The 15,529-nt window shown below is 33.1% G+C and carries 10 protein-coding genes; 1 reads left to right on the forward strand and 9 read right to left on the reverse strand.

Annotation, left to right across the window (positions count from 1 at the left end; translation table 11 throughout):
* Positions 1 to 3: 3 nt before the first annotated feature.
* The 9 genes from ileS to panC form a co-directional block, all read right to left on the reverse strand.
* A complete protein-coding gene (gene ileS / locus VDP25_RS01305) occupies positions 4 to 3,408 on the reverse strand; it encodes an isoleucine--tRNA ligase (RefSeq protein WP_334465859.1) in 3,405 nt (1,134 codons plus the stop codon).
* Positions 3,409 to 3,591: 183 nt separating this feature from the next.
* Positions 3,592 to 7,992: a GEVED domain-containing protein gene (locus VDP25_RS01310; RefSeq protein WP_334465862.1), complete on the reverse strand. Its 4,401-nt coding sequence runs from the start codon at positions 7,990 to 7,992 to the stop codon at positions 3,592 to 3,594.
* Positions 7,993 to 8,391: 399 nt separating this feature from the next.
* A complete protein-coding gene (gene radA, locus VDP25_RS01315) occupies positions 8,392 to 9,750 on the reverse strand; it encodes a DNA repair protein RadA (RefSeq protein WP_215926786.1) in 1,359 nt (452 codons plus the stop codon).
* A 61-nt stretch (positions 9,751 to 9,811) separates the two neighbouring features.
* Positions 9,812 to 9,961, reverse strand: coding sequence for a hypothetical protein (locus VDP25_RS01320; RefSeq protein ID WP_334465866.1), 150 nt, complete (start codon positions 9,959 to 9,961; stop codon positions 9,812 to 9,814).
* On the reverse strand, positions 9,948 to 11,150 hold the full coding sequence (locus VDP25_RS01325) for an alpha/beta hydrolase (protein WP_334465868.1): 1,203 nt from the start codon (positions 11,148 to 11,150) through the stop codon (positions 9,948 to 9,950). Before VDP25_RS01325 ends, VDP25_RS01320 begins: the two co-directional genes overlap by 14 nt.
* Positions 11,151 to 11,228: 78 nt before the next feature.
* Positions 11,229 to 12,377, reverse strand: a complete 1,149-nt coding sequence (locus VDP25_RS01330) for an alpha/beta hydrolase (protein ID WP_334465870.1) — start codon at positions 12,375 to 12,377, stop codon at positions 11,229 to 11,231.
* Positions 12,378 to 12,419: 42 nt separating this feature from the next.
* On the reverse strand, positions 12,420 to 13,379 hold the full coding sequence (locus VDP25_RS01335) for a lysylphosphatidylglycerol synthase transmembrane domain-containing protein (protein ID WP_334465873.1): 960 nt from the start codon (positions 13,377 to 13,379) through the stop codon (positions 12,420 to 12,422).
* A 4-nt stretch (positions 13,380 to 13,383) separates the two neighbouring features.
* Positions 13,384 to 13,734 (reverse strand): aspartate 1-decarboxylase, encoded by a 351-nt coding sequence (gene panD, locus VDP25_RS01340; RefSeq protein ID WP_215926776.1) that lies wholly within the window; start codon positions 13,732 to 13,734, stop codon positions 13,384 to 13,386.
* 13 nt (positions 13,735 to 13,747) lie between these two features.
* The gene (gene panC / locus VDP25_RS01345; protein WP_334465878.1) at positions 13,748 to 14,599 is read right to left on the reverse strand and encodes a pantoate--beta-alanine ligase; all 852 of its coding nucleotides are present in this window, start codon (positions 14,597 to 14,599) and stop codon (positions 13,748 to 13,750) included.
* A gap of 109 nt (positions 14,600 to 14,708) precedes the next feature.
* Between panC and VDP25_RS01350 the strand changes: the two genes are divergently transcribed.
* Positions 14,709 to 15,521, forward strand: a complete 813-nt coding sequence (locus VDP25_RS01350) for a glycogen/starch synthase (RefSeq protein WP_215926772.1) — start codon at positions 14,709 to 14,711, stop codon at positions 15,519 to 15,521.
* Positions 15,522 to 15,529 lie beyond the last annotated feature (8 nt).

The raw sequence follows: 15,529 nt of genomic DNA on the forward strand, positions 1-15,529 counted from the left end.
TTTTTAATGTTTTTTAATAAACAATCTGGTATTTACTTCATCAAAAGCAATTTCTATACCATTGTCTACTTGGTCTATAATTTTTAAATCTTCAGTCAATGTTTCTGATTTAATGTACGCTTCATTTGAAGAAACTGCTTCTACGACATGTGCGTCGCTTTGAAGTTGTACATCAATTCTGTCTGTAACCTCAAATCCTGAATCTTTTCGTAAATTTTGAATACGATTTACAAGCTCTCTTGCAATACCTTCTTTACGTAAATCTTCACTAATAGTAACATCTAAAGCCACTGTTAAAGCACCTTCATTAGCGACTAACCATCCTTCAATATCTTGCGAGGTAATTTCTACATCTTCTAGCCCTAAATTAATCATTTTTCCGTTAATTTCAACATCAAAATTACCATTTTGCTCGATTTTTTTAATATCATCCGAACTAAATGCATTTACGGCACCTGCAATCAACTTCATGTCCTTACCAAACTTAGGTCCTAAGGCCTTAAAATTTGGTTTAATCTGTTTTACTAATATATCTGAAGCATCTTCTAATAGTTCAACTTCTTTAATATTTACCTCATGTTTTATTAAGTCGGCTACAGCTTCAATTTCTTCCTTCTGTTCTTTATTGTCAATAGGAATCATAATTTTTTGAAGTGGTTGACGTACCTTAATTTTCTCTTTAGCTCGTAACGACAAGACTAATGAACAGATCGTTTGAGCGCTCTCCATTTTTCGCTCTAAAACGTTATCTATTACACTTTCATTTACCTTTGGAAAATCTGCTAAATGCACACTTTCAAAAGCTTCTTTTTTAGTCACAGCATTCAAGTCTAAATACAAACGGTCCATAAAGAAAGGTGCAATTGGTGCGCCTAACTTTGCAATGGTTTCCATACACGTGTATAATGTTTGATATGCCGAAATTTTATCGGTTTGGTAATCGCCTTTCCAGAAACGTCTTCTACTTAAACGCACATACCAGTTACTTAAATAATCTTGTGTAAAGTCTGAAATTGCTCGCGCAGCCTTTGTTGGTTCGTATGCCGCGTAATAGGCATCTACTTTCTGAATTAATGAATTTAATTCAGAAAGAATCCAACGGTCAATTTCTGGACGTTCTTCTAAAGGAATATCCGCTTCACTATAACTAAACCCATCAATATTGGTATAAAGGGTGAAGAATGAATATGTATTATAAAGTGTTCCGAAGAATTTTCGACTCACCTCAGCAATACCTTCGCTATCAAATTTTAAGTTATCCCAAGGATTAGCGTTGCTTATCATATACCAACGTGTGGCATCTGCACCATATTTAGATAAGGTTTCAAAAGGATCTACGGCGTTACCTAAACGCTTAGACATTTTTTGACCGTTTTTATCTAAAACCAAGCCATTAGACACAACATTTTTGTAAGCCACAGAATCAAAAACCATAGTTCCAATAGCATGTAAGGTATAAAACCATCCACGTGTTTGGTCTACTCCTTCAGCAATAAAATCTGCAGGAAAGGCTTCGTTATTATCAATTAAGTTTTTGTTTTCAAAAGGATAATGCCATTGTGCATAAGGCATAGAACCAGAATCGAACCACACATCTATTAAATCGCTTTCACGTTTCATGGGTTGACCAGATGCCGATACTAAAACGATTTTATCTACTACATTTTTGTGTAAATCAATCGTTTCGTAGTTGGCTTCAGACATGTTACCTACTTCAAATTCTGAAAAAATATCTTCAGACATCACGCCTGCTTCAACAGCTTTTGCCATCTCCGCTTTTAATTCAGCAACAGAACCAATACAAATTTGTTCTTTTCCATCCTCTGTTCTCCAGATTGGTAATGGAATACCCCAAAAACGAGATCTAGATAAATTCCAGTCGTTTGCATTAGCTAACCAATTTCCAAAACGTCCTTCGCCAGTTGATTTTGGTTTCCAGTTAATTGAAGTGTTTAACTCGTGCATTCTCCCTTTAACATCAGTGATTTTAATAAACCAAGAATCTAATGGATAGTATAAAATTGGTTTATCCGTTCTCCAACAATTTGGGTAACTGTGCTTATATTTTTCAACCTTAAAGGCCTTATTTTCTGTTTTTAATTTAATGGCAAGCTCAACATCTATAGAACGTTCTGGCGCTTCACCATCCTCATAATATTCGTTCTTCACATATTTACCTGCAAATTCGCCCATTTCTGGTCTAAACTTACCTTGTAAATCTACCAATGGCACTAAATTACCATTCTCGTCTTTTACTAAAAGTGGCGGTACTTCTGGCGTGGCTTGTTTTGCCACCATTGCATCATCTGCTCCAAAGGTTGGTGCCGTGTGTACAATTCCTGTTCCATCTTCAATGGTTACAAAATCTCCAGAAATGACTCTGAAAGCATTTTCAGGATTATCGTTTGGTAAAGCGTATGGTAATAACTGTTCGTAAGTTATACCTACTAAATCTTTTCCAACGAATTCTTTAACGACGTAATAAGGGATTTTTTTATCGCCTTCTTTGTATTCAATTAATTCTGGTTTGGTTTCAACACGTTTAAATTTACCATCAAATTGCTTGTTGACTAAATTCTTAGCCAATACCACATTCATAGGTTTAAAGGTGTATTGATTATAGGTTTCTACTAAAACATAATCAATCTTTGGCCCAACCGTTAGTGCGGTATTACTCGGTAATGTCCAAGGCGTTGTAGTCCAAGCTAAGAAGAAAATATCTCCTTCATCTTGAAGAAAATCTGGCAATGAATCTGCGTTAGCTTTAAACTGAGCTACAACTGTTGTATCTGTAACATCTTGATACGTTCCTGGTTGGTTAAGCTCATGCGAACTTAAACCAGTTCCTGCCTTAGGCGAATACGGTTGAATAGTATAGCCTTTATATATTAAGTCTTTTTCGTAAATCTGTTTTAACAACCACCATACACTCTCCATGTATTTAGACTTGTAAGTAATATAGGGATCGTCCATATCTACCCAATAGCCCATTTTTTGCGTAAGATCATTCCAGATATCTGTATAACGCATGACTGCTTTTTTACAAGCTTCGTTATATTCTTCTACGGTAATTTTTTTACCAATATCTTCTTTGGTAATACCCAATTCCTTTTCCACACCAAGTTCTACAGGTAAACCGTGCGTATCCCAACCTGCTTTACGTTTTACTTGAAAACCTTTCATGGTTTTGTAGCGTGGAAAAATATCTTTAATCGCACGTGCTAAAACATGGTGTACACCAGGTAAACCGTTTGCCGAAGGTGGCCCTTCAAAAAACACAAAAGGAGGTTTTCCTTCTCTTGTAGTTACACTTTTATCGAAGATATTATTAGCTTCCCAATAGTTACCGATTTCATCTGCAACGTTTGGCAAGTTAAGTCCTTTGTATTCAGGGAACTTTGTGCTCATTATTCTGTTTTCTTATAAGTCTGCGAAATTACAGAATTTTGAGGGAAAAATTAAAAGTTTTATAAGCTATGTCCCTAAAGCTTATTTTTCACTTTTATAACTTAAATTTTTACTAAATGGCAACAGGCTTTATACTCCTTAAAAAAAATAGGTCTTGCTAAATATTAACAAGACCTATTCAATTTAGTTGACTAGAATTTTCTTTGTTAAAATTCCGTCTTTCGTAGTTATTTTAATAACATAACTCCCAGTACTAACTCCGGTTAATTGATACTCATTATATGAGCCATCAAAATAGTTCTCTATACTGTAAACCGATTGTCCTAACATATTATAAACCTCTAAGGTTTTTATTTCAACATGAGTAGGATTTAAGACTACTATTTTATTTCTACTTGAAGTGTAGTAAAATTTGAGTGATGAAATGGTATTATCTACCTGAGAAAGTGTTTGAGAGCTATCTCTAAAAACAATTTCTAATCTATTGTCGTATTTACCAGCTTCTGAAGAAAATTCAAAAGGCAATTCATTTCTCAAATTAAAATAGTCTCCAGTAAGATTATCTTTTACGTAAATGTCTTGGTCTTCAGGAATATTTTCTGTTTCTGTAACCTTTAAAGTATAATTAAAATTTCCTGAAGCTTTTAAACTTAACGGAATTGTTTTATCATCAGTTATGGGAGCATAAGCCTGAATAGTCATGAGATCGTCATTTAAAATTAAATTTAAATCGTCATTATTTTCATCAACGTTTACGGCTTCATAACCATAATCGTAGTCATCTGATGTATTTTCGCTAAATCCTAAAAGTAGCTCTCTTTTGGTTAAAGGACCATCAACAGAATTAAATTCTAAACGAATTTTTTGCATTAAACTTTCTTCTGTATCTGTATCGTCTTCAATAGTATCATTGACTGAGTTAGCGCTTCTAAAAAACACACTTCCATTATTATACGAGCCGTTAGCATCATCTTCCTTAACAAACACTCTTTGGCTGTTTTGAAAAATCACATTACCATCACCAACAATCTCTACCATAAAACCTTGTCCAACGGGCAAGTATCTTGTCTGCATCTTAGTCCCTAATTGCTCTCCATTTGTTTCTCCATAAATATCAACAAACTGGTAAGCTCTTGTAGATCCTGTTTTAGTGACTTGTGCATAGCCTCCATTATATTCATTTAAATAATGTGAAGAACCACTCCATTGTTGCCAAAGAAATAATGATCCACTAATTATCCCTTGATTGTCATCAATAAATTTATGTATATCTATAGCAGATGGGTACGGATTTCCTAGTAAGTAATCGGTTTTTGAAGTCGCAGGAACAGAACCATTACCACCTTTATCTAATACATCTATAAGAATAGTACCGTTATTAGGTTTACCTTCAAACAGGTATTGTTGTTCTGCTTCTGAAATACCTGTTCCTTTCTGCGTATAACCAACTCCTGGACTTAGACTAGAATTTTCATCTAAGGATTCATAGTCATAGTATGTGACTCCATTTTTGTATGTATAGAGCCAAGATCTGCTTATTTTGCCTGTTTCATCATATTGATTTGTAAATGCAAAATTATTACCATCCTGATCTTTGAGCAGCCCTAAATTATACGTTGAATTATTAACATTGTTAGCGCTACTATTATTATCTATAAAAGGGGTATTTTTAGGAACTCCTACAGGTGAAGACCAATAGTTATACCAATATTTATTTGACGTTCCTTCTTGACGTCTTAAAATTTTACCACTTACAGACGTCACTAAATCACTATACTCGTTTTGAATAAGTTGAGAATCTTCTTTTAAATCTAATGTTCCCTTGAGTTCTAGATACCAATTATTAAAAATCGCATTATCATTTTTAACTGTAAGCGTTCTATGGGTATCTATAAAAAGACCTAAACTTTTATGGGAATTTGTTGTAGTTATATTATGTTTTATTTTAACAATAGACCAATCTCTGGCGCCTAAATCTGCTGTAATATCCCATACATTACCATATAACCACGAATTAGAATGAGACCAATCTCCATCTGCACCAGTAATGTAAGGCATTGGTGCTGTTTGTTCTTTAACAGAAGTTATATTATGTATTTTTAAGGTATGTCCATAATTTGATTCATCAGCTATTTCTGATTTTAAAATATTAGACATAGGATAATATGCTTGTAGCTTATCCCAAGATACTTGTTGTGAAGATTTTAGATCTTCAATGTTTTTAGGTATAATTTTCCCTCTAACAGCACCTCCATTATCTTCAATTTCTTGATATACCATTTGCTGTATTTGCTGAGTAGTCAAAGCATCTTGAAAAATTCTAACCTCATCGATACTCCCCTTAAAATGAGCAGAACCAGAAACACTTGTGTTAGTTGGATAACGTCCTATTGTAAATGGTCTTGTAGCATATACGTGAGAACTACCGTTATAATTTTTGGTAAGTAATTCTGAATTTAGATCAGGGTCTATAACCGTATTTAATAATTCTCCGTTAAGATAAACTTTTAATGAGTTTGTTACGGAGTCAAAAACACCAGCAACATGATACCATACACCATTCTCTATTTGCCTATTGTCTGAAGGTAGTGGTTGTACACTAATATTACTGCTAGGATAATTACTTGAAGCTGTGACTTGGTCTTGAGTAATAACAACAAAAGATGGTTTTCTTCCTTTGGTTATGTATAGCCTCATATTTTCCTGACCTGCAATACTATAATTGGTATTTAGATTTCCGGCAGAGTTAGCTTCAATTTTCACCCAAGCCATTACAGTTCCTTCTGTCCAATCTGTTATAAAAGGATTGGTGTCTAAATAATCGTCTACACCATCAAAATTAAGAGTTCCTGAAGAAAAATAAATATCAATATGATCTCTATAATCTAAGTCGCCACCTAAAGCCAAATCATTATCTGTATCGGGTAAAATTGATGTAGCAGGATTGTTAATTTCATCATTAACATCTAGTGAATCAGCTGTAACACTACCTTCAAAATTATCATCTAATCCATCTAAATCTGCATCACTACCAGAGACCACATTTAGCATTCCGTTTTCTTCAATATCTAATTTGCCATCATTATCACTATCTAAATCAAGAAAATCATATATACCATCACCATCTGTATCTACAGGAACAAGACCTGTATTATAAACATCATCAATACCATCTCCGTTAGTATCTAAAATAGCATTAGCCATACCACTAGGTTCAATATATCCAAATGTTGACTGTGCCTCAATATTATCAGGAATACCATCGTTATCTGAATCAATATCTAGATGATTTGGAATACCGTCTCCATCGGCATCTAAATTGGCACAAACTCCATGTGCATTTAAGGTACAAAAATCCGAATCTTTATAATTAGGAATACCATCACCATCAGCATCCAATGATGGGTTTATGTTATTACTTTCTACTAAATCACTGATACCATCGTTATCATCATCAAGATCTACCGTATCAATTATACCATCATTATCCGAATCGGGAGCTGGCGGTGTAAACGCTCCACCAATATTAATGACATAATCTTCTACTTCTCCGTTAGAATAATTATAATTACAAGCCGTAAAGTTTGTTCCGCTACCACCTCTAACACCAATACGTACTTTAGAAAGTGCTTCATCCGCATTGCTTGGCAAGGTTAAACTAATAGGAACCTCAACAACTTTAATTCCGCCTACGTTATTAGTATCTTGAAACGGAAATAAAAATCGTTCTCCAGAATCGTCAAAATCATCATCTAAACTCTCATTGAGATTAATCCATATAGCAATGGTATTTTTAGACGTGTTCCAACCGTTTAGAGTTACGCTAATGGTTCCTGTAAGCGGCTGACCAATTGGGATGTTTTCTGATGAAAAATCAGAATAATTAGTAAAATCTCCTGTTGCGCCTGTACTACTATTATTAATCCCAGCAAAAGAAACGTTAGAAATAAAAAGTGTACTGTACGATTGAACATTTATGGTTTCACAGAAGTTAGGTTCTACATCTCCAGGGACATTGTCTGATATGATATTAACCATATAATCCTCAACTTCGCCTGTTTTATAATTATATTCACACGCCGTAAAATTGGCGTTACTTACGTTGATTAGACCAACGCGCATTCTTGCAAGACCCGCTTGAGCTGTTGAAGGGATAGGAATGCTTATAGGAACTTGGACCTCTTTTTCTCCATTAACATTGCTGGTATCTTTAAATGTAAATAAAAATTGCTCACCAGGATCGTCAAAATCATCATCTATTTCATTGAAATTGAACCATACTGCAATAGTGTGCTTTTGCGTATTCCACCCATCCATAGTAACGGTAATGTTACCATTTATAGTTTCGCCAGCAATAACATCTGTTGGTGAAACATCTGAATAAAAAGTATACGCACCTATAGCTCCATTACTTTCATTTTGAATATCTCCTAATTCTACTTTAGAGATATGAAACGTCCAATTGTACCCTCCATTAATATGGGCAGGCTCACAATATTGAGCATTTAATTTTGTTAGAAAAAAGAGCACAAAAAAAGGCAATACTAATACACCACGAGAAGGGGTAATGCTATTTGTTTTCATAAGTAGGTTAAAAAATGTATTATATTTTACTATAAGATTTGAGGGAGATAATCTTATTTATGTACAAAGGTTAAAATTACATTTGTTTGGATTAAAAAATCAGATGATGTGTTAATAAAATCCGATGAAAAGCAATATTACGTACTATATTTTATTTCCGCAAGTAAAAAGTTTAAAACATTCAAATTAAACATGATTATACAAAATGAATTAAACAACATTATAGGATAGATAATTTACCTTGATCCATTTTTGGGTTAAATTCATGATTATGGTATTCTATATATCTAAAAATGAACGCATAGCTTTTCAACTTCCAATACTAGAAGAATTAAAGATCTCTTTTTATCATTATTTATTTTAAGCTATTATTAAGACTTCATTTTTCAAAGGGTTTAGTTATACCAAAAAGCCAACTAAATCTTCTATCTTAGAAATCAATTGAATTTTAATTACCGTATTTTTTAAAGCTATTTTATTGTATTTAGACACAAAAATTGTTGAAAAGCCTAATTTTTCTGCTTCAAGAATACGTTGTTCTACACGTTGCACAGGTCTAATTTCACCAGACAAACCAACTTCTGCTGCAAAGCAAAAATCACTTTCTAAAGCAACATCTTCATTTGAAGATAATATGGCTGCAACAACGGCCAAATCTATAGCAGGATCATCAACAGTAATACCACCTGTAATATTTAAAAACACATCTTTTGCTCCTAACCGGAAACCGGCTCGTTTTTCTAAAACAGCCAATAACATGTTTAATCGTTTTGCATTAAAACCTGTAGCTGAACGCTGTGGTGTTCCGTAAACAGCAGTACTAACCAAAGCTTGCACTTCTATCATTAATGGTCTTAACCCTTCAAGAGTTGCAGCAACAGCATTTCCAGACAATTCACCATCCTTCTCAGAAATAAGTATTTCTGATGGATTAGATACTTCTCGCAATCCTGAGCCTTGCATTTCATATATTCCCAATTCGTTGGTTGAACCAAATCGGTTTTTATTTGCTCTAAGAATTCTAAATACGTGATTTCGGTCGCCTTCAAATTGTAAAACGGTATCAACCATATGCTCTAAAATTTTTGGCCCTGCAATATGTCCATCTTTAGTGATATGTCCAATTAGCAAAACAGGTGTTGCTGTTTCCTTAGCAAACTTTATCAATTCGGTTGTGCATTCCTTTATTTGAGAAATACTCCCAGCCGAAGATTCTATATAATCACTATGTAAGGTTTGAATGGAATCGATAACCACAATATCCGGCTCTAATGCTTCAATTTGTTTAAAGATATTTTGGGTTTTCGTTTCAGTAAGAATATAGCAGTTATTGCTATTAGGATTAATACGTTCTGCACGCATTTTTATTTGTTTTTGGCTTTCTTCACCAGAAACATATAAAGTTTTGTAGTGTAGTTTTAAGGCTATTTGTAGTAAAAGTGTACTTTTTCCTATTCCTGGTTCTCCTCCTAAAAGTGTTAACGACCCATTAACCATTCCTCCGCCAAGTACACGATTAAATTCTGCATCTTGCATGTCTAAACGCGCTTCCTGAGAAGTATCAATTTCATTGATTAACAATGGTTTTGAGGCTCGTTTTGACGTTGCACTTGGGGTTTTCCAATCGCTTTTTTCTGGTTTCTGAATGACTTCTTCTGCAATGGTATTCCACTCCTTACAAGACGTACATTGACCTTGCCATTTAGCGTATTGACTACCACAATTCTGACAAAAAAAAGTTGTTTTTACTTTAGCCATATTAATGCTCCGTGAAATCGAAAATTTCTTTAGTTATAAACATGACAAAATTAAGACAATTTTAGTTGATGTCTTTAAACCAACTCATAATCGCTAAAACCTTTAATGCCACTAATTTTGAAGACAAATCTGAAAATAAAAATGCCTTTGCTTTTATATATAATGCTTCAAAAAAATAGTCGGTAGATATGTATTTTTTATTTCTCTTCATTATCATCCTCTACTTTTAATTCTTCTAACTCTTCATCTTCAACATCTACTAAGGCAACAGTAAGTTCCTCAATTTTTAAGGCGATATAATCTTTGTTAATATTGGTGGCATCATCTAGTATTAATGCCGATTCGTAGAGTTTCTTTGCTTTCTTTATTTTTCCAAGCATTTCTGTAGAATGAGCAATATAATAAGTACCTAATAGTGTCTCAGGAAATAGCTTATTGGCCAGTTTTCCTAATTTACCTAACGATTTATAGTCTTCGCGTTGTTCTGCTACTTTTGCTACTTTCTCTAATTCTGCTTCACTTATCTCTTTTTCAATACCAAATAAACGGTCTATCCTATTATACCGATCTATTAAATATTGATCTAAAGTACCTTCGTATGGCAATACTTTTTCTTCAAGTTCTTTTTCTCGTAATGGATTATAGATATCAAAAATTTTATCAAATGACCTAGAAATGGCACCTGTAACTAAAGTGTAATGGGTATCACTTTCAAAATCATCAAAATAATAAGTTAAGTGCTTGTTTGATACTTCTTTTATTTTTGAATCTGTAAATAGGATACTCTCACGAATTTCTGGAATATCTTTTTCTGACGTTGCTAAATAATAAAAGATATCGTCTTTAAAAAGTTCTAAGCGTTTTGAAATAAAATTATTTAATGAGCCAACAAAATCTGGACTAATACAAACATAGGCCTGAAATGCTAGTTCTTCTTTAAAGATATAGGAATTAATAAAATTCCCCATACGATCATGGCCAACAGCTACTCTAAACTTACTTGTATTGTATTGCTTATCTATGTAGGGCAATAGTTCCTCTGAGACAAATTCATGGAATCTAAGACCCGATTCTGTTGGTAAACCTGTTAACGGATCGTAATAGGCATCGTAAAAACGATCTTCACCTTGCATAATACCAACAACTATTGAACTTGGCATATCATCAAAGTAAGTTTGAAAATCAACTTGACCTGCAACAGGTTCAAACAGATAATCTCCATCAAAAACAATAATCACAGGATATTTTACATCTGCTTTAGGATCGTAATCTTTTGGTAATTTAATTTTTAACTTACGCTCAGAATTTAGGCGCGATGAGGATATCTCTTTATAAGATACTTGCGCAAATGAAAACGCGTAGATTAGACAAGTAAGAACAACTAAGGTAGTTTTTCTCATAATAAAGTAGGTTTAGATTTGGGATTCCAAACATACTAAATTATCGTTAAGTTGTCAATTTTTTTCGATGAAATACACCTAATCGTTTAATGCTTCTTCTGCATCATACATTTTTTCGAGTATAATTTCTTTGTCTATAAACTGTGAAGGCTGTAAAAGCAAGCCCGATTTATATTGCAACAAAGCTTTTTTAAAGTTGCCTTCTTTTTCATAATACATACCCAAATAATAGGCACCTAACATAGAATCCGGGAATTTTTTCTTAACCAATTTGGCTAATTTTTCTAAAGAATCGATATCATCTTTTTTGTTACTAGCAGCTGCGATTGCTCTGATATCGTTTTCAATTAATTCTTTTTCAAATCCATAGAAATGCTCAATATCTTCGTATTTTTTAATCAAATAATCGTAAGGTGAGCCTTCAAAAGGGATTAGCTTTTCTTTATATTCCTTAGCATTAATAGGTTTAAAAAGTCCAAAAATCTCATTCAATGCTTTAGGAATTCCTCTCCCTACTAATGCATAATGGTTGGCATCTTTAAAATCATCAAATTTATAAAGTAGCTTTTCATTTTGTATTGCAGAAATAAGAGAATCTGCCTTTAATGTTGAGGCTCTTAATGCTTTTATATCAGCATCTGCAGTTGCCATATAATAAAACGTTTGCTCTGTTAATATAGATAAGCGCTGTTGCAATCTGCTAATCATTTCTGGAGCAAACTCTGGACTAAATGCAATATAAGCTCTAAAAATAGGTTCATCCTTAAAGAGGTAATAATTGATAAAATTAGCACTTAGATCGTGCCCAAAAATGATTCTAAAATTTGATGCCTTATAATTTTTTTCTATATAAGGTAATAATTCGGCCACTATAAATTCATAAAACTGTGCTCCAGAATCTTTTGGAAAATAATTCTCATCATCATAGAATAAATCTTCTGGTCTAGTATCTGCTTGATTAATACCAACAACTATACAATCTGGAATATCCTCCCAATAGGACTGATAATCGATATTCCCAGCAACGGGTTCAAATAAATAATCACCATCTAAAACTACAATTAAAGGGTAAGTTCGTTTTTCATCTGGATTATAATTTCTTGGTAATTGAATTTTTAATTCACGCGTTGCACCAAGTCTTTCTGAATCTATTGTTTTATAAATCGCTTGAGATTGAAGATTACATACGATAAAAAAAGTGAGGACAAGTGTGTAAAAATTCTTCATAATTATAAGGACTAAAAATTTAAAGCAAGGTAAAAAATATTTCTATACTGTTGTTTTCTTTCTATTGAAAATAGGCAAGTATAATAATGACAAACCTCCTAAAACAACAATAACTAATGTTTGGGTAGACCACATTATCCAGCCAAAAGCTCTACTTGGATCATCTGCCATACCAAATAACGAAAAGGCAATAACTACAGCTTCTGGAAACGAACCAATGCCTCCATTTGTGGCTGCAATACTAAAACTAGCGAGTATAAATCCAATAAGAATAGCTACAATTGGTATGTTTTGCAACTCTGGTAATGCAAATGTGGTAACGTAAAACATAAGCACATACATTAGCCAAATAAAAAACGTATGACCTATAAAAGCCCATTTCTTTTTCATTTTAAAAATACTAAAAGCACCTTCTATAAGACCTGAAACAAATCCCTTTACTTTTAAAGCAAATTTAGACCTACTCTTCTTTACAAATAGCAATACTAACAGTACTCCTAGTAGCAATACAGCAATACCTAGTAATAATGAGGAAGGATTAAATTTTTGGGCAAAAAAATCATAAATAAATTCAAACTCTAAAAAAAAAGCGATGGCAACTATTGAAAGTAACATGATAGTATCAGCCACACGCTCCGCAACAATTGTCCCAAATCCTTTATCAAAAGGAATCCCTTCATAATTGGTTAAAATTGAAGCTCTAGCTATTTCTCCGGCTCTTGGAATGGTAAAATTTATAAGATACGCAGAATAAACTGCCATAATGCTATTGCCAAAATTAGGTTTAAACCCCAAAGGCTCTACCATATAAATCCAACGATAAGCTCTAGACACATGGCTAAGAATTCCCATAACAACACCAAGAATAATCCAACTATAATTAGCGTCCTTGAAATACTGTATTAAAATAGGAATCGAAATTTTAGATAAAGAATACCACACTAAACCCACTCCTAAGAGTAAGGGTAATACAACTTTTAGGATAGATTTTGGCTTACTCACCTACTTATTTTAGAAGATTTGTAGCTTCATCTGGGAAGACCAAACAAGGCTTAAATACTTTAGCGTCTTCAATATCCATAAACGCATATGTAATAAGAATTAAGGTGTCGCCAACAGCAACTTTACGTGCTGCAGCACCGTTTAGAGTAATTTCTCCACTTTTTCTAGGACCAGGAATACAATAGGTTTCTAAGCGCTCACCATTGTCATTATTAACAATCTGAACTTTTTCTCCTTGTATAATATTTGCCGCATCCATTAAATCTTCATCAATAGTAATACTACCAATATAATTTAGTGCCGCTCCCGTAACCTTTACACGGTGAATTTTTGATTTTACAACTTGTATTTGCATATTACAAAGATAATTAATTTAATGCGATATTATCTATAAGTCTGATATCACCTGCATATACTGCTATAAACGCCCTATATGACTTTTTTGTTGACTTTCTTTTTACTGGTTTTAAGGTTGTTATATCTGCAATAATAAAATACTCTAATTCTAAAAGCGATTGTTTTTCAAATTGCATATAAACCCATTCCGTTACTTCTTTAGCACTTTTTGTGCCAAACTTTGCTTTGGCAGCTTCTAATGTTTTATATATAAAAGGAGCAATTTCTCTATGTTCTGGTGTTAGTCTCGCATTTCTAGAACTCATTGCCAAACCGTCTTTTGCCCTATGAATTGGACAACCAACGATAGTTACAGGTATGTGGTGTAACTCAACTAATTTTCTAATAATTTGTAATTGCTGAAAATCTTTCTCACCAAAATAAGCAAAATCCGGTTTTACAATCTCAAATAAACGCTTAACAATAGTACCAACACCATCAAAATGACCTTGCCTAAAAGCACCTTCCATTTTATGTTCTAACCCATCATAAAAAAAAGATTCCGATGCTATATTATCATCATATATATCTTCAACACTTGGTGCATAAGTAATGATTTTATGATCACTAACGGTTTTCAACAACGCAATATCTGCGTCTAAGGTTCTTGGGTATTTAACCAAGTCATCCTTATTATCAAACTGAGTAGGGTTTACAAAGATACTAACAACAACGAGGTCGTTTTCACTCAATCCTTTATTTACCAATGACAAATGCCCTTTATGCAAAGCTCCCATTGTTGGCACAAACCCAATTGAGCTTCCTTTTGCTTTTAAAGCACTTATGTAATTTGATAATTCGGTTTTATTCTGAAAGTTTTTCAATGTCGTAACAAAAATTTAACGCATGCAAACATAATATAATACTAGCAATCTGCACAAATTTTTGTAATTTTGCATGTTTTTTACTATTAATTTCAAAAGCAGCAGATTTATGAAAGATAAACGAATATTGTATGTGTCCTCGGAAGTTGTTCCATATTTACCAGAAACTGAAATCTCTTCAATGTCATTTGAAGCACCACGAATGGTAAACAAACAAGGAGGTCAAATACGAATATTTATGCCTCGCTTCGGAAATATTAATGAAAGGAGACACCAATTACATGAGGTTATCAGACTCTCTGGTATCAACCTAGTAATTAATGATTTAGACATGCCTTTAATTATAAAAGTAGCATCAATACCTAAAGAACGTATTCAGGTCTACTTTATAGATAATGAAGACTACTTTAAAAGAAAAGCCACTTTGACAGATGAAAACGGAAAACTATTTTCCGATAATGACGAACGTGCTATTTTCTTTGCTAAAGGTGTTATCGAAACAGTTAAAAAACTAAACTGGGCTCCTGATATTATTCACGTTAATGGTTGGTTGGCCTCACTACTACCCTTATACTTAAAAGAGTTTTATAAAACAGAACCTTTATTTACTGAAAGTAAAATTGTAACCTCTGTATACAATCAAAGCTTTGAAGGTACGTTAGATAAAAGCATGCTCTCTAAAGTGAATTTTGATAGTTTAGATGCGGAAGCAACAAAACTATTAGAACAACCTAATTATATAAATTTAATGAAAGTTGCAATTGATAATTCTGATGCTATCATTAGAGGCTCTGAAGAATTACCTGAAGAATTAGACACTTATATTAATGATTTAACAAAACCTGTTTTAGACTATTATTCTATTGAAGAATTTGCAGACCCTTATACAGAGTTTTACAATAACACTGTCTTAAACAGTTAATTTCCACC

Origin of the sequence: Winogradskyella sp. ECml5-4, assembly GCF_036903175.1 — a bacterium.
Classification (GTDB): Bacteria; Bacteroidota; Bacteroidia; order Flavobacteriales; family Flavobacteriaceae; genus Winogradskyella; species Winogradskyella damuponensis.

Coding starts and splice junctions, on each gene's coding strand:
- ileS (WP_334465859.1), bottom strand. CDS start 3,408: ATGAGCACAAAGTTCCCTGAATACAAAGGACTTAACTTGCCAAACGTT.
- VDP25_RS01310 (WP_334465862.1), bottom strand. CDS start 7,992: ATGAAAACAAATAGCATTACCCCTTCTCGTGGTGTATTAGTATTGCCT.
- radA (WP_215926786.1), bottom strand. CDS start 9,750: ATGGCTAAAGTAAAAACAACTTTTTTTTGTCAGAATTGTGGTAGTCAA.
- VDP25_RS01320 (WP_334465866.1), bottom strand. CDS start 9,961: ATGAAGAGAAATAAAAAATACATATCTACCGACTATTTTTTTGAAGCA.
- VDP25_RS01325 (WP_334465868.1), bottom strand. CDS start 11,150: ATGAGAAAAACTACCTTAGTTGTTCTTACTTGTCTAATCTACGCGTTT.
- VDP25_RS01330 (WP_334465870.1), bottom strand. CDS start 12,377: ATGAAGAATTTTTACACACTTGTCCTCACTTTTTTTATCGTATGTAAT.
- panD (WP_215926776.1), bottom strand. CDS start 13,734: ATGCAAATACAAGTTGTAAAATCAAAAATTCACCGTGTAAAGGTTACG.
- VDP25_RS01350 (WP_215926772.1), top strand. CDS start 14,709: ATGAAAGATAAACGAATATTGTATGTGTCCTCGGAAGTTGTTCCATAT.